18 protein-coding genes are annotated in these 21,763 nt (G+C 41.7%); 1 reads left to right on the top strand and 17 read right to left on the bottom strand.

Annotated elements, in window-relative coordinates:
• Positions 1-177 precede the first annotated feature (177 nt).
• Positions 178-945 (top strand): methylamine utilization protein MauJ, encoded by a 768-nt coding sequence (locus tag ACMXI2_RS09470; RefSeq protein WP_298939043.1) that lies wholly within the window; start codon positions 178-180, stop codon positions 943-945.
• Here the strand turns inward: ACMXI2_RS09470 and ACMXI2_RS09465 are convergent, their stop codons facing one another.
• The 17 genes from ACMXI2_RS09465 to ACMXI2_RS09385 all read right to left on the bottom strand — a co-directional run bounded on the left by ACMXI2_RS09465 (position 946) and on the right by ACMXI2_RS09385 (position 21,732).
• Positions 946-1,833 (bottom strand): ORF6N domain-containing protein, encoded by an 888-nt coding sequence (locus tag ACMXI2_RS09465; RefSeq protein WP_298939044.1) that lies wholly within the window; start codon positions 1,831-1,833, stop codon positions 946-948. It abuts the gene before it with no gap.
• Positions 1,833-3,914, bottom strand: coding sequence for a type IA DNA topoisomerase (locus ACMXI2_RS09460; protein WP_298939045.1), 2,082 nt, complete (start codon positions 3,912-3,914; stop codon positions 1,833-1,835). The genes ACMXI2_RS09465 and ACMXI2_RS09460 overlap by 1 nt, the downstream gene beginning before the upstream one ends.
• A gap of 19 nt (positions 3,915-3,933) precedes the next feature.
• Positions 3,934-5,397, bottom strand: a complete 1,464-nt coding sequence (locus ACMXI2_RS09455; RefSeq protein WP_298939046.1) for a DUF3945 domain-containing protein — start codon at positions 5,395-5,397, stop codon at positions 3,934-3,936.
• A gap of 87 nt (positions 5,398-5,484) precedes the next feature.
• On the bottom strand, positions 5,485-5,793 hold the full coding sequence (locus ACMXI2_RS09450) for a helix-turn-helix domain-containing protein (protein WP_298939047.1): 309 nt from the start codon (positions 5,791-5,793) through the stop codon (positions 5,485-5,487).
• 355 nt (positions 5,794-6,148) lie between these two features.
• Positions 6,149-6,994: an RteC domain-containing protein gene (locus ACMXI2_RS09445; RefSeq protein ID WP_298939048.1), complete on the bottom strand. Its 846-nt coding sequence runs from the start codon at positions 6,992-6,994 to the stop codon at positions 6,149-6,151.
• A 462-nt stretch (positions 6,995-7,456) separates the two neighbouring features.
• Entirely contained in the window at positions 7,457-7,654 is a 198-nt protein-coding gene (locus tag ACMXI2_RS09440; RefSeq protein WP_298939049.1) for a hypothetical protein, read from the bottom strand.
• A 452-nt stretch (positions 7,655-8,106) separates the two neighbouring features.
• Positions 8,107-8,655, bottom strand: a complete 549-nt coding sequence (locus ACMXI2_RS09435) for an AAA family ATPase (protein ID WP_298939051.1) — start codon at positions 8,653-8,655, stop codon at positions 8,107-8,109.
• Between the two features lie 8 nt (positions 8,656-8,663).
• Positions 8,664-9,518: a restriction endonuclease gene (locus ACMXI2_RS09430; protein ID WP_298939052.1), complete on the bottom strand. Its 855-nt coding sequence runs from the start codon at positions 9,516-9,518 to the stop codon at positions 8,664-8,666.
• A 95-nt stretch (positions 9,519-9,613) separates the two neighbouring features.
• Positions 9,614-11,650, bottom strand: a complete 2,037-nt coding sequence (locus ACMXI2_RS09425; RefSeq protein WP_298939053.1) for a heavy metal translocating P-type ATPase — start codon at positions 11,648-11,650, stop codon at positions 9,614-9,616.
• Positions 11,651-11,655: 5 nt separating this feature from the next.
• On the bottom strand, positions 11,656-12,633 hold the full coding sequence (locus ACMXI2_RS09420) for a hypothetical protein (protein ID WP_298939054.1): 978 nt from the start codon (positions 12,631-12,633) through the stop codon (positions 11,656-11,658).
• Entirely contained in the window at positions 12,630-13,085 is a 456-nt protein-coding gene (locus ACMXI2_RS09415) for an MgtC/SapB family protein (RefSeq protein WP_298939055.1), read from the bottom strand. The genes ACMXI2_RS09420 and ACMXI2_RS09415 overlap by 4 nt, the downstream gene beginning before the upstream one ends.
• Positions 13,086-13,118: 33 nt before the next feature.
• The gene (locus ACMXI2_RS09410) at positions 13,119-14,000 is read right to left on the bottom strand and encodes a bestrophin family protein (protein ID WP_298939056.1); all 882 of its coding nucleotides are present in this window, start codon (positions 13,998-14,000) and stop codon (positions 13,119-13,121) included.
• A gap of 41 nt (positions 14,001-14,041) precedes the next feature.
• On the bottom strand, positions 14,042-14,764 hold the full coding sequence (locus tag ACMXI2_RS09405; protein WP_298939057.1) for a methyltransferase family protein: 723 nt from the start codon (positions 14,762-14,764) through the stop codon (positions 14,042-14,044).
• Entirely contained in the window at positions 14,733-15,506 is a 774-nt protein-coding gene (cmoA, locus tag ACMXI2_RS09400; RefSeq protein WP_483781429.1) for a carboxy-S-adenosyl-L-methionine synthase CmoA, read from the bottom strand. The genes ACMXI2_RS09405 and cmoA overlap by 32 nt, the downstream gene beginning before the upstream one ends.
• Position 15,507: 1 nt before the next feature.
• Positions 15,508-16,095, bottom strand: coding sequence for an HD domain-containing protein (locus ACMXI2_RS09395; protein ID WP_298939059.1), 588 nt, complete (start codon positions 16,093-16,095; stop codon positions 15,508-15,510).
• An 18-nt stretch (positions 16,096-16,113) separates the two neighbouring features.
• Positions 16,114-17,406 (bottom strand): efflux RND transporter periplasmic adaptor subunit, encoded by a 1,293-nt coding sequence (locus tag ACMXI2_RS09390; protein ID WP_298939060.1) that lies wholly within the window; start codon positions 17,404-17,406, stop codon positions 16,114-16,116.
• Positions 17,407-17,412: 6 nt separating this feature from the next.
• On the bottom strand, positions 17,413-21,732 hold the full coding sequence (locus ACMXI2_RS09385) for a CusA/CzcA family heavy metal efflux RND transporter (protein WP_298939061.1): 4,320 nt from the start codon (positions 21,730-21,732) through the stop codon (positions 17,413-17,415).
• Positions 21,733-21,763 lie beyond the last annotated feature (31 nt).

Below are 21,763 nucleotides of genomic sequence, written 5' to 3'. Positions count from 1 at the left end.
TTTGAATTTTATGATGGGCTAAAATATAATGGAAACAATGCCCTACACCTAAAGCAGTAGCCATTGGCGTTGGGTGGCAGTTTTTGGCTTATTGATTGGATATTTCCTGAAGTTTAATTTCTATTTTTACAAAGCAGACGGCTAAAGTAAAAGCCCGGTCTTAATGCAAACCAAACAATGAGAATATATAATGTAGAATTATTAGTTTCCGGTCCTGTAACTATTAGGAGAACAATAGATTTCAGAACAGACAAGGAATTGGACCTCGGAAATATCTTCCAAAGCGATATTTCCATACGACCTCACAAAAATGGTTTTCTGATCTCGTCCACCGTTTATACTGCTGATCAGGATCGTGCCTATAAAGTAGCGCTTCTTTTTATAGGCAAGATGCTTGATATTTTAGCTTTAAGAACTAACTCGGCACTAAATGTTAGTTTGAATGAATACCATCAAGTGAATGACAGAAATCCGGTAAGAGCAATTGTTGAAAGGCAAGAATTTATGTTTTGTTTCAGACTTGCAAGAGATTTGAATCTTAATGAAAACAAGCTGTTGAGAGCATTTAGCTGGTACAGAAAAGGGCTATATACTGAAGATCCATTTGATAAATTTCTTGCATTCTGGAATGCGATAAGTGTCATAGCAGACGGATATTGTAACGACAATGAACGGACCAGGCAGGGGATTATAAATAAGATATGGGATTGCTTCATTACTCTATGGGGTGAATGTATTGATTGGGAATACGTAAACGGTAATGAAAGATGGATTAACGATAATAATGACATACGAAACAAAATTGCACACGGCGGCGTAACAGTGGATGTACAATATGTTGAGAACGTGATTGCCCAATTGTCGATCGTCCAAAATGTTGCTTTTAAATTTTTGAAACAATGGGCTGAAAAGTTGGGCAGCGATGTCACAGAGCAATTCGTGTAATCAAATGTTGTTAGCGCTCAGGAAAGTTAGCATTCTACTGACTTCTGTATTCATCTTTGAGAAGGCAAACCATTTCTTGCCCAAGTCTTTTAAGGACGCCCCGATATGATAAAGTTCTGTTCCGTCAATTAGGAGGAACCGGTCATGTGCAAGCGTAAATATCTGAACGTCGATCTGTGGATATTGGCTGTTGTATCTGTGCACATCAAGTTGCAATTGACTGGATATGTTCTTTGTATAAATGGTGGCAGTTACAAACTGCATACGCTTCCCGAGCAATGTAAGCACCGTGTCATCAACGAAATTATCTATGAGAATAATTGATCTTTCGGCACTGCGTATAATATCCGAAACAAATGCGTAAGCATCAAATATCTGTCCGTTATAAAAGATGCCCTTTTCGCTATGGAGCTTACCGCTTTCCAGTGCTCTGAAAATTTCTTCAAATTTTCCGTCGGCTTCGAGTTGTTTGAGTTCAATTTTATCCAATCTTGAAAACAGCGCAGCATTGCCTATCAGCATCTTTCGCATTTCAACAAACGCATTCATAATCTCTATACTAACCTTTACGGCCACTTCGCTGCGCAATACGGCAGATAACATCGCAATGCCCTGTTCTGTAAATACATGAGGTAAATATCGCCGCCCGCCCCGTCCGGCGTTTGAGGTTCCAATTTGGAACCTCAAAGTTTCGCTTTCCGCTTCGGTCAACTGAAAGCAAAACGTCTCCGGAAATCGTTCCATATTCCTTTTTACGGCTTTGTTCAATATTTTGGTTTCTACCCGGTACAGGGAGGCCAGGTCCTTATCAAACATGACCTGTTTGCCTCGTACTGAATAAATTAAATTTTCAATTTCCTTCCGGGTTATGATGGTGTTTTCTGTCATTACTTTTTTTGTGAAGTATTTTCAAATTCAAAAGAGGATTCTCCATTATCCTTTATAACGATATAAGCGTTGAACTTTTTGCCCGACTTGCTTTTCATTCCTTTGATAAGAGACGTTTTACCTTCCTTCACCAGTTTCTCAATCTCCGCCGTCGTAAGGGTTACCCCGCAAATGGTACGGAACTGTATCCAATTACAGGTTTCATCGGGACACTTTACTACTTTATCCCTGATAAGCAGGGCATGGCTTTTACATTTCGGGCAGGCGAGTTCCGGCTGTTTTTCTTTTGCAATATTCATGTTCAGAAGTTCCTTTGTTATTGCCGTTGCATAAACTTCCATTTCGTTAAGGAAAGTCGCCGCATCAGCCTCGTTGTTCTCAATTTTTTGCAGGGCCATTTCCCATTCTGCGGTCATGGCAACGTCGGCAATTTTTTTATCCTTTACTGTGTGGTACACCTGTAACCCCTTGTCAGTAGGGAACAGCGACTTTTTTTCACGCTGGATGTAATCTCTTTTAAAAAGAGTTTCGATAATAGCAGCTCTTGTTGCCGGTGTGCCAATACCAATACCCTGTAAGACCTTGCGTTCGGCATCATTTTCTATTTCCCTTCCGGCGGTTTCCATAGCAGACAATAACCCGGCTTCCGTATAGAGCACCGGCGGTTTGGTTTTCTTTTCAAGTACCTGGGCTTCTTTGATCTTCAGTTTGTCACCGGCCTTTAGTTCCGGCAGTTCCTGTACCGGCTCACCATCCTCCTCCGTAAAATTTCCCCTGATGGCACGCCATCCCGGTTCCAGGATCTTACATCCTTTAAGCGAAAAGTCATAGTGCAGTGCCAGCAAGCTGATTTCGGTAATTTCTTTAGAGCAGGCATGTGAAACTGACTCCAGTAAACGCAGGGCGATCATATCATAGATCGCATCTTCCTTTCCCGTCAATCCCAGCGGGATTTTCTCCGTAATCAAAAGTCCGTGATGATCGGTAACCTTCACATCGTTGACAATACGTTTCGTAAACCGTCCCCATTTCACCTTTGAAACGGCTTCTTTGCAGGAAGGTTTCTCCTCCAGCGCCCTGATTAGTCCCGGAATTTCGGCCCATATATCTTCCGGTATATGTTTGCTTCCAGTGCGGGGATAAGTAATGAATTTGTTTTCATACAAGCTTTGGGCAATATTTAAGGTTTGTTCGGCAGAAAGCCCCAGCTTTTTATTGGCTTCTTTCTGCAAACCGGTAAGATCGAACAGCAAGGGGGGCTGTTCGGAAACGTTTTTCTTATCAACCCCCGTTACCGTTGCCGATCCGTTTCGCTGGATGGATTTAAGCGTATCATCGGCGAGTTTGCGTTCATCCCATTTGGTTTTGGAAAGGCTTTTGAAATCCATGAACTCCTTGCGGTGCTCCAATTGAATCTGCCAGTATTTCTGAATGGTAAAGCTCTTGTTTTCCAGATAGCGTTTACAGATAAGGGCCAGCGTGGGTGTCTGTACCCGGCCCAGCGAATACACGCCACTGCCAGCGGCAATACTCAATGCCTGCGATGCATTGATGCCCACTAACCAGTCGGCACGGCTCCGGCCTTGCCCGGCCTCGTAAAGACCATCAAAATCACTTCCGGGTTTGAGTTTGTCGAAGCCCTGCCTGATGGCTTTTTCCGTAAGTGAGCTGATCCATAAACGCTCGAAAGGTTTGCTGCACTTCAGATATTGATAAATATACCTGAAGATGAGTTCCCCTTCACGGCCCGCATCAGTAGCCACGATAATGCTTTCCGAGCGGCCAATAACCTGTTCAATGACTTTTAATTGCTTTACAGCTCCGCCATCGGCGACATACGATCTGTCCTTTTTTATTTTTCGTACCGTTAATAAAAAGGGAGCCGGAATTATGGGCAGGGATTCTCTTTGAAACCCCAACAACCCATAATCTTCCGGCATCGCCAATCCCACCAGATGGCCCAACGCCCAGGTTACCAGGTAACCGTTACCTGCCAGGTATCCATCTTTTTTTTCTGTTGCGCCTAACAAGGCTGCAATCTCGCGGGCTACACTTGGTTTTTCTGCAATTACTGCTTTCATAATACAGTCGTTTTAGTGATTACCTTTTTCTACCCCTGGACTTTTCCGGAGCTTTGGTAGCATCCTGCTGTTGCTGCTGCTTTTTGTCCTTAGGCTGTTGCTGGCCGGTTTTCAAAGGCTCTTTGATATTCTTGGTAGCTTCATTGGTCTTTCCATCGGAGTTAACAGCTACCTGCGTTTTGTTTTCTTCTTTGGGCTGGATTTTCTCCTTTAGCTTATCAGGATTGTTGAAAGAAAATCCTGTTTTTCCTGTCTCTTTATCAAAAGTGATATAGCCCTGGTATTTCTGTCCCTTTTTGTCAATCAGCCCGTCCACATAAACCGTTTGACCTTCTTTGAACTTATCGTATTGCTGGTCGGTAAGTTCTTTTCCTCTGAATGTCCGGGGTGCTTCCTGCAATTGCCCCTGCTGCTGTTCTGCTTGCTGGTTTTGCCCGCGGTTAACATTCCGGTCAAAAAGAAACTCTACAAAACGCTTGTCGGCATTGAACTGTACCGGTGCATTGAACGGTTCCCCTTTTTTTGAAATCATTCCTTCAAGGTAAAGTGGTTTGCCTTCCATCAGGGCCTGCTTCTGCTGTTCGTTCAGTTTTATGCCTTTCATCTCATCCGGTATTTTCATCCAGTCCTGGCGCAATGCGATCACTTCGTTTGTCAACCTGTCAATGCTGATTACGGACGGCATTTTTTCGCCGGTTTTAGGATTGGTCAAATCAACCACACGACCCATGTTTCCTGTTTTTAGCAAATTCTCTTTGTCCTCTTTGCTAAATTCGTGTCCAAAGAAGGGGAAGTTTAAATTTGGTTCCCTGCGAATGCCATGAATAGCAACTACTACATCGCCGCTTTCATTGGTCTGAAGTGCGAGCCTGGCATCCATACGCGTAATGGCCGTACCGAGGTTAAGGCTTACGGGAACCAGTTCATTGGTCTTGAATCCCCGTAATAGCGGGTCGAGCAGGTTCTTCTTTTCAAGATACTCTTTGCTCAGTCCGAGGTTGTTCATTGTTTCCCAATCGATCTGTTCCGGTTTGTAGCGGTATTCGCTGGTTACCGGTGTTGCTTGTGCTGTTTCCATATCTTTTTTGTTTTCTTGTTTATTTTCTTGTTGCTGATCCTGTGGCTCCTTTACTGCAAGTTTTGCCATTACTGCTTCGCCCTCTTTGGTAGGCTGGTCTACCTGCTGCTGCATCTTTTGAGCCGCGTCAATGGCTTCAGCAGCGGGAATTTTAAAGAAGGAGAAACGTGTCGGGTCTTTAAGCTGCCTCCAGAAATTGGAAAAGAAATTGGAGAATATGTCCCCGCTCTTATCAACCCGCATAAACTGGCTCTGGTTTTTCTTATCCGGGTCCACGGTCTCCAGCTCTCCGTTTTTGTTGATACCTGTAACAGCCTGGATTTTCTTTTTTTCTTTATCCAGCACCAACAGAATGTCCGATAGCTGTTCGGGATATTGTGGCGTTGTCGTAGTCTGTTCACTCATGATCCTGATTATTTAAGATTGTAATAGTCCGAAAGTAGGAGAAGCATTGAAGCGTATGTTGTAGTTGGCTTTCCGTGGCACTATTTGTCACTTATTGTCCTTTGTTCTTTGCAGCGGAGCATTAAAATTATCCCGGACAAACTGATGCACATCGGACAACTTATAGTAAAGTTTGCCACTGATCGTGTAATAGGCTAATTTCCCCGAAGAGCGATAGCGCTGCAAGGAGCGTTGGCTTATCTTCAGCATTTGCAAAAGATCCTGGTTGTCGAGCAGCTCTTCACCGTCTATACTATTTCGGTCTTTGTGTATATTATTAATATGGTCGTTAAGAATGTCGAAACGATCCATGATGCGTTCCATCCACGCGATAAATTCCATTCTGTCAATATTCATACGGATACGTTTATTATGTTCATGATTTGTCTTGCCTCAATCATCGTTTTGCCTGGTGCCTGTATTACACGCACTCATTGGCTACGATTTTGTCTATACATCATTCAAACATCACAGGACAAAATTGAACAGTTTGGCACTCGTTGTCTGCCAAGTCATGCCAATTGAAAAGGCGGATTTTTTATTTTTTTTGCAATCCGGTTAAACCGTTGTTGTAGAGGTATTTCCTTGCTTTGGAGGCACTTTTAGTCTATTATAACCCTGACTTTGCCAATTGGCATATATGGGCAAAATGATGGGCATAAAAAAAGCAGCACGGATAACGTACTGCTTCTGTTTAGGGATAGCTATATTCCTATAAATTCTTATCCATGTATTCTTCCAGTGATTGTTTGAGCTGATCTAAAAATGCTGTCTTTGAGCCGGAACGGGTTTTCATCCGGTGGAAAGCATGATGCAGATCTCCGAGTGGAATACGGAACAGTATCTGGAACATGAGGCTTATTTTTCGGATACCGATTTTGCCATGTGAAATGGCCCCGGAAGCATATAGGGCGTAAATCAATTCGATCAATGCATTTTTTGATTCTGTCCAGAATACATCCTTCGTTGATTCTGGCTTTTGCATGACCATATCGGGATTTTCATCGGGATTGATCTTAGAAAGCAGATAAGTATAAAGCAATTCGTTTGCGATAATTCTTGCTATTTTATAGTCGTAGAAGGTTGAAAATGCTGGATCAATTTCAAAAACTATGCTGTTAAGGCCATCATGGTAATTTATATGGCCCCGCTTAAAATAAGTATCGTCCCGATCTGTACGACCCGAACGATAATAACGGTAAAAATCCGTATTGCAAATGTGCTCAATATATTCCCGCTTTAAATGGGCTAACTGTGTAGAGAAATAACTGTAGTACATTTTTCCATTGCTTACGGGACAGGTAGTTTCTATGCGAAATACCTTGTTATAATAAATCAATTTTCCCAATATCTGGGGTTTCACTGTCCGGAAGAAATGGGTTTCCTCTGCTTCGTCCTTAAAACCTTCTTTAATGACAAACTCTTTTACGGAAAAAAGTAGTTCCTGGAGATACAAGGTCATCTCATAAGCCTCATCGATTAACCTTTTATTTTGTAAGGAAACCTTGTCCTCTTTATTGTGAATTTCCAGGATAATGGTTTGTAGAGAGTATTTCATAGCTTATAATTTTTGTAGGATTAGCAAACTTTATAGTTGAAACTTTCCTAATTAAATCACAAAAATTATAATTATAAACGAAAATATTCCCCAAGTAGAACCCAACTTGGGGAATTATATATCTATTGCCTTATCGGAAAGCCCCAATCCGGCTAAGCGTAATAATCATGGAGTATTCGGGGTAAAGGTCTAGGATCAGTTGAGTATATGCGGTAATCTTCAATATCCCCCTTGACTTATATCAGGTTATGGAAGGAGTATTATAGACACAGGGCAATTGGGTTACCATAGGTAAACAGAAAAAACGGTCTGTTGCTGCCATTGATACAGCCTGTTTATCTACAACTCGGTAAAAATATGGTGAGGGATCACGTAGGATAAGAAATGGAAGGTTAGATTATTAAATAAAATGGAAATTAGATTATGATCTGACTAAGATCCAATCTAATTTCCAATTTCAGCTTACTTTTTTTCTTTAGTATCATGGTGCTCTTTTTCATCATGATGTTCAGTCTCCGGATGATGCTCTTTTTCTTTATGATGCTCCGGCTCATTGGCATGTTCCGGTCCCTCATGATGTTCCTTGTGTGGATGGTGTTCCTGATGTTCGTGGTGTTCAGGATGCTTGTGTGATTCCTTTTTTTGTTCTTCGTTGTTCATAACATTTTAAGTTTAAAGTGAATACTATATGCTTACATTCTATGAATATTATAATGGAGACAAATACAATGCCACTAAGTTCCTAACAATGCGGCTTGGTAACAGCCTACTTTTGCTTTTCCACGCTTTTTTTGTGCCCTTCACCTGAAACATGAAGGTAATAATGCCTCACCTGTGCTATAATTGCAAGAATAAGTATTGCACTCACTATTATGATGAATATTATCCTGAGAACAGCATACCATTTTTTTTTAGGTCGCCGCTTAGGTGTCAACTTCCTGTTGATGCTATAGATCGGAGCAACCGGTTTTTTATTATTCGCTTTTTTGTTCTTTCTCATTTTAGCTGAATTGTTAGTCCTCCAATATGTATGTTTAAACCCCACACACCTGTGAAATCAACAAAAGAACAGCCCAATAATCTCATTTGATCCTGCAACTAATGAATATTTCTCAAAGATGCTGAAGGATAAAATCGACCCTTTGATCAGGAGGTAGTACGGGAACCTGGATGACCGGACACGGGAAACGGCTATAGACCTCAATAATCAAATTATGTATCCTAATCTGCTCTTGTTCATCCTCCAGTCTTGCATAATCATTGATTAACGGAAGACGGTCCAGTACAAACACTTTCTGATAACAAAATTTCTTGCACATCACAATAAGCCTATCGTCATATTTCAGTCCAAGAAATTCGTAATAGGCCATAGCATCGGGAAGTGCTCTATCCAAAAAAGCGACTTTGTTCACGTCCAGTGTTGATTCCTCCCTGATCTGAAGATTCAGTATTTCCAACTGGAATTGCTCCCTGTTACTCCTTATTTCTTCAACTGTTCTACCTTCAACTTTTTGGGTATCGATATAGTGTCTTGCCTGTTCTGCAATCGTCACATATCCCCGTTTTGCCAGCAGTTCCACCACGGTAGTTTTTCCAGTGCATGGCCCTCCTGTAATTACATACCAGTTTGTTTTTATTTCTTTATGGTTGATGACATCCATTTTTTGTACTATTTTGATGGTTCGCAGAGCATACGGCACTCATTAACGATTGACCTGATCTTCGCAGCAGATAGTCCCGACTTCTCTAATATTTCGCTACGTTGCAACAGGGACTTACAGAGAATAACATCATTTGCCAATAAGAATTTTTTGTCTCTTTCAGTTAAGGTAACCAGGCAGGTAACCGGATAAAGACCGGCGCGATCTATAAGATCTTTAAAGCCTTTGCCCCTTGGAAAATCCCACCCAAGCAATTGCATTTGCATGCAGTTGCCATATTGTATCGCATCCTCGGAAAAGCGTCCGTTTGTCACTATCCAGCTTTGATGAAACTGGGGGCCGTGACAACCACTATCCTGCCATTTTTTTTCCGCATCAAGAAATCTTGATTGAATATAGAGTGGTATTTTGACATCGCTTACAAAGCCCTGGCGGTTATGGAACTTGCATTCCACCATGACATGGTGTTCCACTTTTGTAGCGATAACATCTATTTCATGCTTTACACAATGTCCCGGAACAATCACTCCTGTTTGGGTGCTGTATCCCATTGATTCCAAAATGGCTGCTGTAAGTTTTTCAAACGGGAAACCTGTAGGGCCGAGCGCCATCACCGCTTTTTTCAGGTTATAACGGGCGGAGACAGACTTTGACATTTTTTTCAGCCATTTGAAAGCAGTCCTGTAAATATCCTGCGTAGCCATTCCATCTTTGAGGATGTCCTGCACTTTTTGCAGCACAACCTCAATCTGTTCGGAAGTCGCTCCCGACCTGGACAATGATTGTCTCAATTTGTTACTGTCAAAAACCGCACGTTCGCCTGATGCTTTCGTAATGTATATTTCATTGATGGTATTTTGCATAACTATTTCCATTTTTATCTAAAGAGGTGTATCCCTTCTAAGGACTTACTTAACACGTTTTTCATTACCGAAAACTTCTTACCCATAATTGTAGGCTAAAACTTCATTCGTTGTATCCTTATGGCATTCAATATTGCAATCAGGGATACGCCCACATCAGCAAAAACAGCCTCCCACATAGTAGCCAGACCTCCAGCCCCTAAAATCAAAACGATACCTTTTACCACAAAGGCAAGGGTAATATTCTGCCAAACGATCTTTTTTGTTTTCTTGCCGATATTGATGGCTATTGGGATTTTGGATGGTCTGTCATCCTGGATGACAACATCTGCTGTTTCTATGGTCGCATCGCTCCCAAGTCCGCCCATTGCGATACCGACATCACTTAGTGCAACTACAGGGGCGTCGTTTACCCCGTCACCCACAAAGGCTACCGTTTCGTTCTTAGCTTTGATTTCCTTTACCCGGTTGACCTTATCTTCCGGCAACAGATCACCGAACGCATTGTCGATCCCCAGTTTATCGGCTACAAATTTCACGACCGAAGTTTTATCACCACTTAACATGGTCACCTTCACATTGAGCTTGTGAAGCAGGTCAATGGTCTGCTGCGAGTCTTCCTTGATACTATCGGCAATGGTAATATAGCCTACAAATTTTCCATCGCTGGCCACTGCGATAGTCGTATAGACTATGGTTGATGGATCAACATCGTAACTGATACCGAACTTATCCATCAATTTAAAATTTCCAACCAAAAGTTCCTTGCCATTTATTGTCGCTTTCAAACCATGTCCTGCTATCTCTTCCGTATTTTCGAGCTTAATAGAGCTGTCAATATCTCCCACGTATTCGTGTATAGCGGTTGCTACAGGGTGCGTACTCAGGCTCTCTATCGCATTAACAAGTTTCAATGTTTCATCCTTATTAAATTCGGGCTTGAACACTACTTCCTGTACCTTAAAAACTCCTTCAGTCATTGTACCGGTCTTATCCATTACGACATTTTGTATCGCAGCCATTGTATCCAGGAAGTTGCTTCCTTTAAAGAGAATACCATTGCGGCTGGCAGCTCCAATACCACCAAAATATCCCAGTGGAATGGAAATGACCAATGCACAAGGACAGGAAATCACAAGGAATATCAAAGCCCTGTACAGCCAGTCATTGAATACATAATTGTCTACAAAGAAGTAAGGAACAAGACATATTCCTATTGCCAGAACGACCACGATAGGGGTGTACACTTTCGCAAACTTCCTGATAAAAAGCTCCGTCGGGGCTTTTTGGGAGGTGGCGTTCTGTACCAGCTCCAGTATTTTACTAAGTTTACTATCTGTATAAGCGGTAGTTACCTTAACACGGGCTACTGTATTGAGATTGATCATTCCGGCAAGCACCGTTTCTCCCTTGTTCTTGGTATCCGGCTTACTTTCACCCGTGAGCGCTGCTGTATTAAAGGATGCATTGTCGGTAAGGAGTTCACCGTCAAGCCCAAGTTTTTCTCCGGGTTTTAGCTGAATAATATCCCCGATCTGGGCTTCTTCCGCTTTGATGGTCTTGGCACGGTCATCTACAAGGATAGTTACCTCGTCGGGCCGCTGGTCGAGCAATGCCTTGATGTTTCTTTGTGCCCTGGATACGGCAAGGGTTTGGAACACTTCGCCAACTGCATAGAACAGCATTACTGCTACTCCTTCGGGGTATTCTTTGATAAAAAACGCACCGATAGTTGCAATGCTCATCAGCAAAAACTCCGAAAATACCTCACCTTTTGAAATACTTTTGATGGCGTCTTTAATTACAGGAAATCCCACAATTGCGTAGGCTATCAGATACCAAATAAACCTGACAGTCCCCTTAAACCATTCCTGAGGTATCCAGTTATCGAATGCTATGGCAGCGAGCAAAAGTAACAGGGAAATGATGGAAGGAAGGAACATTTTAAATGGACTTTCACTTACATTACCGTGGTCATGACCAGCATCATCGCTATGGCCATGATCGTGTCCGTCATTTTTATGATGTTCCTCTTTTACAAGGTCTTTTGCGCCTGCCTTGGTATATACTTTTTCCGTTTGGGTGCAACAGATCTGCCTGCCCTGCGCGTCATATTGATGTTTGTGCTCCATGATTTCTATTTTAAAAGATTTTTTAATATTCTGTCTGTAAAAAATTGCTTTGTAATCTGATTACCTTCTTTCAACACATCATCAATTGAAGGAGCTTTGTTGCCCAAATACTTCTTCGCCTGAAGTATTGCGTCCTTTTCATTTTTGATGCCTTTGGTTTCCATGATAGCCTCTGCCAACGCCAGTAGTCCGAAGCCCCGGTCTTTGAGTAGTCCCAATTGCTCAATCATCCAGCTAAGAGCGAAAAAACTATATTGGGAAAGCAATAGCGGGTGCAGTTTTTTATCCTCCACCGGGGGTAACCTATTGTAAGGCGAGTTTAATACGGAACCTGTAAGGTAGTTCCCTAAGGCCAGTTTTTCCTGTTCAATCTCTACGAGCTTTATGCAACCCTGTAAAACTTGTGCGTATATACTCAACCAGCGCAATTTTCTGCGCAACTCGTGGATACCCGATTCTACATCGGTAAAAGCAACTTTGCCTTCTTTTGCGAAATCCACTATCTCTTCAATTTCCGACCTATAGAATTTCCGGAGACGTTTGTGCTGTTCATCTTTATTTTTCCAGCCTGTTTTTTTAAGATCATTGTTAATCCTTTCTAATTGCTTTCCGTTTAACCAGCCCTCGCTCTTGAGTATTTTGTTAAGCTTGCTTACGGTTTTTTCCTCTTTACGGGAAAAATAAGACTTAACATCCCCCGGTATTTTCTCATTGCTAAAAAACAGTTTGCCGTAAGCATCAAAGTAATCTATACTACCTAACGTATCTTCCAGTAGCTTGAATTTTTCCTGCATCTTATCAAATTTCTTCCTGTTAGGCCCGGTGGAGCTATATATCCTGGCCAGTGCCTCCAGTTGAAACAACGGTGTCCTGAAATCGTTCTCAAAGAGATACACAGCAGGGTCTTCGGTAGTTTTTGCCCTCTCCAGGAGGACGGATATCGTATTTAGATGGATATCAAATTGGATATTGTTTTGATTCATTGTTGCTTTTCTTTATCGTTAAATAATTTGTCAACAAATTTTCTATAAGGAGCAGATTTGTTGATACTAAAAATCAAGAGAATGATGAGCGTTGATGAGACAGCTATTACAAACATATTAAGGGCGATGGCTACTCCGATCGCGGAAGTCGCCCACAATCCGGCGGCTGTAGTGAGTCCTTTCGGCATATTTCTTTCATCCCGGAAAATAATACCTGCCCCAATAAATCCTAAGCCCGTGGCAACCGCTGACAAGACTCTTGAAATTGCCGATTTATCTTCAGACAAGTGCGCGGCGACAGATACGAACAGACATGAGGCAACACAAATGCAGGCGAAAGTACGGATGCCTGTGTTTTGTTGTTCTCTTTCGCGCTCCACGCCAACAATACCTCCCAGCAGAACTGCCAGTAACAATTTAGCCGAAAGTAAAAGTTCAAATTGAATATCCATTTCGCTTATGGTTAATGATTAATAATGATAACCTTACATTTCATAATAAGAGTCGTTTTGAGGCTTCACTGGAATATCTTTTTCCCCGATCATTTCTAATATGTTGATCTCTATTGTTTGTGCCAAAGAAGTCATCGGTGTATCAACAGGAGTATTCTCGAAAGGGTCCTGCATGATGATGGCCGTTTTTTCGATGGCAATAAAAAGTGTTGGGATAAGGATGGTCATTACGATTTCGACAGCAAGCTGCGAATCCTCCAACCCGAACGGTAAAATAGCTGCGAAAACATAGATTAATGTATGTACCAAAAGGCTATATGATCTTGGGAAAACGGTATTCTTAATTCGTTCACACTTACCCATACTATCGCATAACCTTGCAAGTGTTTCATTTAACTGTACCTGTTGAATATCCGTAATTGCTCCCGCGGCAGCTAACTGCTTGATAGTCTCGGAATGTTTATTGAGTAAAACGTTTGGTATGTTTGCAGCATTTATCTGGTGAATATTTAAGTACGCCTGAACAGAAGGGGAAAATTCCTGCCTGCGCAATGACTCTCCCAAAGCATAGGTCCAGACGATTTGCCTGCCAGCAAATTCTTTGATTTCGTACTTGAGGTCATCAGGAATAAACTGTATGAACTGTCTCACTAAGCTTCGTGAATCATTTACGATAGCACCCCAAACTGTTCTGGCTTCCCACCATCGTTCATAGGATTGTGCCGTTCTAAAAGCAAGCAAAAGGGAAACCGCAGTTCCTACCAGAGCAGGAACACTTAGAGGCAATGAAGTTTTTTTAAATGTCGGATGCATATCCAACAATCCGATAGATATCGCAAAAACACAGATCAAAACCATCTGTGTTTTGATTTCATTGACAAAGTACCATATTGATATTTTACGATTTAATAACATAAAAATATTGTGATTTTATATTGTCATTTTTACCGCAGGCATCATTTCCAACGCCCGGATTTTTTTATAAATCTTATCGTGAGGTAATAGGTGCCAATGACTAAAAAACATACTACAGCATACTTTATTCTGGTCGCCTGATCTCTGCCGATTAGGTCGGGATACTTATACAGTAATATAAATGCTATGCCCAAAAGCCAGACAAACTGTGTCCCATACTCTTTGATCAGCCATCTTCTCCAGTTAAATTTCATTGAGGAAAACGTATCCCCGATACCTTTAAGACTGGGAACCCATCGATTCACTTTCTTGGTGTAGTCTATAAAACCCTGACCAAACTTTTTCCTGAGATAGTCTTCTTCAGCAAGGACAATACACTGATATATACCAACAAACAACGGCATTATTACAAGTGTAAACAACAATGAATTAGCCATTATTCCGGCTCCCCATAACATGAGTATGTTTCCTATATAAAGGGGGTTTCTTACATGGCTGAAAATTCCGGTAGTGACCAATTCGTCTGCGTACACTTTTCTATTTTGCCCGCCTCTTATTATATACGCTAACCCTATGGTGCCGCCCCTAATGAGCTGGCCGGAAATGGTTATTATTAAGCCAAAAACAATGGGATAAAAATAATATTTGTCACCCCATCTTTCCGCTCCAAACAACTCCATCGATGGGGCAAATAGTAGTAAGTACAGAAATATGAAAATTACATTTCTGTACCTAAAGAAGAAATTTCCTAATTGTATTATCATTTTTTGCTATTATTCCTGTGAAATTATACCAGCGAAAAAACACCTCGACTTGTTTAAAGCCCGCGTTTTTCAGCATATTGATATTTTCGCTTGTCTTGTAAGGTATCAACACGTTTTCAAGCGCTTCCCGCTTCTGTGAAATCTCAAGCTCACTGTATTCGTTTCTTCTTTTGAAGTCATAGTAGTAGTTGATGTACTCCCTGTTAAATGAAGCTTCTTCCGTGAGGATCTTTTCGACAATGATAAATACTCCGTTTTCGGTAAGTCCATCATATATCTTTTTGACAATTTCCAGTCTATTAATAGGTCGAACAAATTGAAGAACCAGTACCATCGTTACAACTGAAGCATCCTGTACAGGTACATCCTTTGTAATATCAACCATATTGAGTTCTATTTCTCTGTTAAGCGATAGACTATTCAATTTTTCCCTGCATTTGACAATCATCTCTTCGGAATCATCTATTCCTACAAGGTTTACATTTTCAGGAACCAGTTTAGATATTTGTATTAAGGTGGTTCCTGTGGAGCAGCCTATATCATACACTTTTGTCTTTGGCTGTACATGGTTTTTTGCCAATTCACTTACCATTCGCTGCATCTCCCCATAGAAGGGTACCGACCGACTAACCATGTCATCAAAAACCAATGCAACTTTTTTATCAAATGCGAAATCAAAGGCGGTATCAACTTTTTTCTTAAATACATCATCCGATAAGTTGTTAGTATTTTCGTCTTTCATTTTAATTTTTTTTCTTGTTCACCAATTCAACATTAACGTCCTTAAATCTGCTCAGGACAGACTTTCCATACTCGGTGCAATAGTTGTGAGCCATAAGTAGCGACGTGTTTACTTTCTGCCATTCTTCTTCCGAATATATCTTGTCAAGAAACACTTCAAACTCTTTCCTGATGGCTTTTGCATAATGAGGATATGAGGTTTTAGTAAAATGGAAAAGGTCAGCGTCGCACAATACTTTTTCAACCATAGTCCTTGGACGCTGTGGAAATTTCGTTGCTTCTATACAAGCCAATACTGATAAAATAAAATCAGTATTGGCACCACATTTTTCCAGATAACTCTTTGCTATCTTTTTACTTTCTTCTTCATGACCGGTATAAGCATAAGCGTATCCGCAGTCGTGAAACCAGGCAGCAACGATAAGTATCTCCATCTCTGATTTATCCAAATCGCTGTTTTGCCCGATCTCCCAAGCTGCGTTAACTACTTCACTGGTATGAGCCAGGTTATGAAACACAAGGTCAGATGAGAGTTTTTGCTTTAGAAAAAGCAAAACGTAATTTTCTACAGACTCTATCAATTGATTCATAACCTCATCATTTTAGGATTAATGATCGTCATGCCCTCCAGCATTGCTCAGTTTGGCATTAATGAAGAAGGCTCCCTTTGTAACTATTTTTGCGTCTTTTGGAATATTAGTTACAGGAGTGATTACCGTATATCCCAATTCGGAAACGCCTTTCGCTACTTCGATCTTTTCAAAGTTCATTTTAGGTTCGCTTTGTTGGTTCTCGGCAACATGATCGTGTTTTTCGCCTTCTTTGTGTTCATCACCTCCTTCTTCATGACCGGCTTCAGGTTCTTTGTCTGTGTGAACGAAAATGTAGAATTTACCTTCCGCCTCAACAATGGCCTCATTTGGCACCGTAGGTGCCATAACATTTTCTACACTCACCATTCCTGTGATGTTCATGCCATCAATCAGTCCGGTTTTATTACCTACCACTGTACAGTGCACAGCTACCGTTTTGCTTTCGTTTTCAAATGATGAACCTATATTGAATACTTTTGCATTATATGTTACCTGGGGGTTATTGGTGATGGTGAAATTCACCGTTTGTCCCACTTTCATGTAGGGGAGATCCTTTTCAAATACCTGAAGGTCAAGATGGAGCAAACTGTTGTCTACAATTTCAACAACGGGGGATGACACATCTACATAACTACCGATCTTGGCAAACTCATTACTTATTGTACCACTGACAGGACTTGTAACTACCAATGCAGCTCTTAGATTATCCCGGTTGATACTTGTCGGATTAATACCCATTAACTGTATCTGCTTTTGCAATGAAGCCTTACGAGCCAATAATGCATTGATATCGGCTGTAGCACTTTGAAGGTTCTTCAAAGCCCCGGCGTTGCCTTGATTAAGCTCTTTCTGACGATTTAATTCCTGCTGCGCCAGGGTAATCTTGCTATCGATGGTAATATATTCTTCCTGCAACTGAACAAACTGCGGATTTTCGATGGTGGCAATAACTTGGCCCTTATGGACAAAATCACCCAACTGAACACGAAGACTTTTAACAACACCTCCATAAAGCGAAGTAGCATTTGCCTTTTTATTATTGGGAACCCTAAGCGCACCATTCGCTTTAATAGAAGCAGTGAGATTTTTATTTTCGATATTTCCAAGAGTTATTCCAACCGCCTTGATCTGTTCCTGGGTAAGTGATGCAATGGTTGTGGACTCTTCCTCTCCATGCCCTTCTTCGCCTTTGGCCTCTGCCTTTTTTGCTTCGGCAGTACTACCTTCTCCGGTCTTTTCCTTTCCACCACAGCTATATAAAGAAGATACAAGTATAACTGCAACTAATATTTTTCCTATGATTTTCATTTTATCTTATTTGTTATTGAAGTAATTGAATTGGATGGCAGATTGGTTGTACTGATTCATAACATCCAGATAATTTTGACGGATACTGATCGCCTGGTTAAGAAATTGACCCAGGTCTGCAAAACTTATTTCACCGGTTCTATAACTCAGGCTTGCCGCACTAATGATTTCCTCAGCTTGCTTTAACCCAGAGGTTTCATAGAAATTCAACAAAGTGTAGTTTTTTTCTATATCAGCGATTGCAGAAGCTCTTTGCGTCTGGAATACTTGAGTTTGGTAAGACAGCGCCTTTTCCTGTACTTCTTTTTCAGCCACTGCAACCCTGACTTTATTCCGGTAGGCTCCGGTTCCGAACAATGGGAAGGATGCCATTACCGAAAATCCGGAGAAAGGGTCTTTCGCACCCCACACCCGCTGACTGAAGAACCGACCCGAAAACTCCGGCTTATTGGTATTCTGCTGAACTTTAATATTGGAAGATGCAATATTTACATTCTGTTCCTGTAAGGCCAATACCGGGTGGCTGGCGGTATTTTCCAACAATTCAACTTCTACTTTTTTAAGTGGTTCGGCCACCGGGAGCAACCACTCATTTTGATTTAAAAGCATCATCAATTGTTGTTGTTGTACCGTCATTGCCTTCTTGTTCTGTTCAAGGAAAGCCTGTAATTCCCGCAGCTTTGCCTCTGCCGCTACCTGGTCCAGTTTTGCAACGTCTCCCGTTCTTACACGTACTTCTGTAGTTTTGAACAGCATTGTATATATACTGTCCAAACGTTGAAAAAGAGCCTGTTTATCCTGTAAATACCAAAGCTGATAATAAGCGGTTCGCACATCTCTTTTGACAACGGCATTTAAAACATCGGTATTGAGTTCAGCATATTTGAGTTGTTCCCTGAAATAATTTTTCCGGGCTGCATATAGACCAGGCCAGGCAATACCTTGCGACAAACCTATTTTTAAAATACCTACGTTATCGGAAGGACGTAAGTCCTCGTTTTCAGCAAACACACCTGTTTTGGGAATATCAGTTGCCGTCTTCACATTTAGAGAAGCACTTTTGATTTGAGCAGTATTCACACCAAATTGTTGATTGCCCTTTAACGCTGTACCTATAGCGTTATCTATTGAAATCCGCTGTTGTTGCTGTGCCTTAACAGATGAAAAGCCTCCCAAGAACAGCAAGATCACTACTGCCATTGTTTTCATGCCTTTGCCTTTGATATTTGGTTTCGAGTTGAAGATGATGTATAGGAGTGGCAATACGAACAGCGTTAGAAATGTCGCTGTGATCAATCCGCCAATCACAACGGTCGCCAGGGGCTTTTGCACCTCCGCACCGGCACTGGTACTGATAGCCATAGGCAGAAAGCCCAAAGAGGCCACCGTTGCCGTCATTAATACCGGGCGCAAACGCGTCATCGTACCTTCTTTGACCCTTTGGAACACATCATCCAAACCTTCTTTTTTTAACTGATTAAACGTTCCTATTAGCACGATACCATTTAATACAGCAACCCCAAACAGGGCAATAAATCCGATACCCGCACTGATACTGAAAGGCATCCCCCGAAGCATTAATGCAAAGACACCTCCTATGGCACTCATGGGGATTGCGGTAAATATTAAAGTAGCCTGCTTAAAGGAGTGAAACGTGAAATACAATAACATAAAAATTAGCAGTAGCGAAACAGGAACTGCGATCATCAGGCGGTCACTCGCTTTTTGCAGATTCTCAAACTGTCCGCCATAAGTGAAGTAATATCCGGAAGGCAGCTTGACTTTAGCTGACAACTGTTGCTGTATATCTTCCACGACACTCTGCACATCCCTGCCAGCAACGTTGAACCCTATAACAATACGGCGTTTTCCTGCTTCCCGGCTTATTTGCGCAGGTCCCAACTTGTATTCAACATTTGCAATCTGGGATAGCGGTATTTGTATGCCTGTACTTGTAGGTATCATCAGGTTATTTACATCATCTATACTGCTTCTATGTGCACTATCCAACCGGACAACCAAATCAAATCGTCTTTCGTTTTCATATACTTGGCCCGAGCTTTTGCCAGCAAAAGCGGTACTCACCACGTCATTTACGTCCTGTATTGTCAACCCGTAGTTGGCAATTCGAGTGCGATCATATTCAACATTGATCTGCGGAAGCCCGCTAACCCGCTCGACCTGGGGAGAAGTAGCACCGGGTACACCTTGAATAACCTCACTTACTCTATTCGCATAAGAAGCCAGCGTGTCGATATTCTCACCAAAGATCTTGACTGCTACATCCTGTCTGATCCCCGTCATCAGCTCATTAAAACGCATCTGGATCGGCTGGTTTTTTTCAAAGAACACACCTGGTATAACTTCCAGCTTTTCCATTATAGCATCTGCGAGTTCCGTATAACTTCGTCCAGATTTCCATTCATCCTCAGGTTTAAGGACCGCCATTAGGTCAGTAGCCTCAGGAGGCATCGGATCTGTAGGTACCTCGGCTGCGCCGGTTTTACCTACAACCATCTTGACTTCATCAAATTGTTTGATAATCCGAGAAGCCTGCATGGAAGTTTCGATACTCTGATTCAAGGAACTTCCCTGTGGTAGAATACAGTGAAACGCATAGTCTCCCTCTTGTAATTGAGGAATGAACTCTCCACCCATTCTGCTGAAGAAAAATATAGCAATTGCAAAAATGCCAACGGTGACGCCTACTACAATATATTTAATCCGGATAGCTTTTTGTAACAATGGTTGGTACCAACTTTGTAATTTCCCCATCATCTTGTCACTAAATGTGCGTTTGTGACTGGTTTTCTTTGATAAAAACAAAGCACACATCACTGGGATATAAGTCAGGGATAATATCAATGCTCCGAAAATGGCAAAGCCAACTGTCTGGGCCATTGGACGGAACATTTTGCCCTCAACACCAACCAAAGTAAGAATAGGGATATATACAATGAGGATAATGATTTCTCCAAAAGCAGCACTGGTACGTATCTTAGACGCCGAAGTAAATACTTCATCATCCATTTCAGTTTGAGTCAACTTGGCCGTCGATTTTCGCAGACCAAGATGGTGCATTGTAGCTTCTACGACGATAACAGCCCCATCTACGATCAGTCCGAAGTCTATAGCTCCTAAACTCATCAGGTTGGCGCTCACTCCAAATACGTTCATCATTCCAAGTGCAAATAACATTGCAAGGGGAATGGCAGAAGCTACGATCAATCCGGCCCGGAAATTCCCAAGAAACAATACCAGTACAAAAATCACTATCAGCGCTCCTTCAATCAAATTCTTTTCCACTGTACTGATAGCCCGACCCACAAGATCAGTTCTGTCCAGGTATGGTTCGATAGTAATATCATCAGGCAGCGACTGTTGAATAGTAGGTAACTTTTCTTTTATCCGCTTAACAACCTCGTTACTGTTTTCCCCTTTCAACATCATCACTACACCGCCTACAGCGTCTACTTCTCCATTATAAGTTAAAGCGCCATACCTTACTGCGTTACCGAATTTCACTTCAGCAACGTCATTTATATATATGGGTACGGCTCCGGAATTTTTAACCACAATTCTTCTAACGTCATCTAAAGACGTTACCAGACCTATACCTCTGATGAAATAGGCATTTGGCTTTTTGTCGATATACGCCCCCCCGGTGTTCTGGTTATTCTTTTCAAGAGCTGTAAAGATATCCGGGATACTTACACCCATTGCTCTCAATCTATCGGGATTTACAGCAACTTCGTATTGCTTCAATTGACCTCCAAAGCTGTTCACTTCGGCAATACCCGGAGTACCATATAATTGCCTGGCAACGATCCAATCCTGCATCGTGCGAAGGTCTTTTGCGTTGTATTTGCTTTCGCTTCCCTTTTTAGGGTGAATGATATACTGGTACACTTCGCCTAAACCTGTACTGACCGGTGCCATTTCCGGCGTTCCGATTCCCTGAGGAATTTTATCAACAGCCTCTTTGAGTCTTTCATTGATGAGCTGCCTGGCAAAGTATATGTCTACTTCCTCTTCAAAAACAACGGTTATCACCGAAAGTCCGAAACGGGAAATACTGCGGATTTCTTCGATTTTCGGAACATTGGCAATACTTTGCTCTATGGGAAAGGTTACCAGTTGTTCTACTTCTTGTCCTGCCAATGTTGGACAGGTAGTAAATATCTGAACCTGATTGTTGGTAATATCAGGGACGGCATCTATGGGCAATTTGGTGGCACTCCACGCTCCCCATATTATAAGTAACAAAGTCATTAAACCAATAATGATTTTGTTCTTTATACTGAATTTAATAATACGATCTAACACAGTGTATTTTGTTATTTAACGCTTAGTAAAA

This window comes from Chitinophaga sp. G7 BAM 1005 (assembly GCF_057126945.1).
This window is presented reverse-complemented; position numbering and strand designations above follow the sequence as displayed.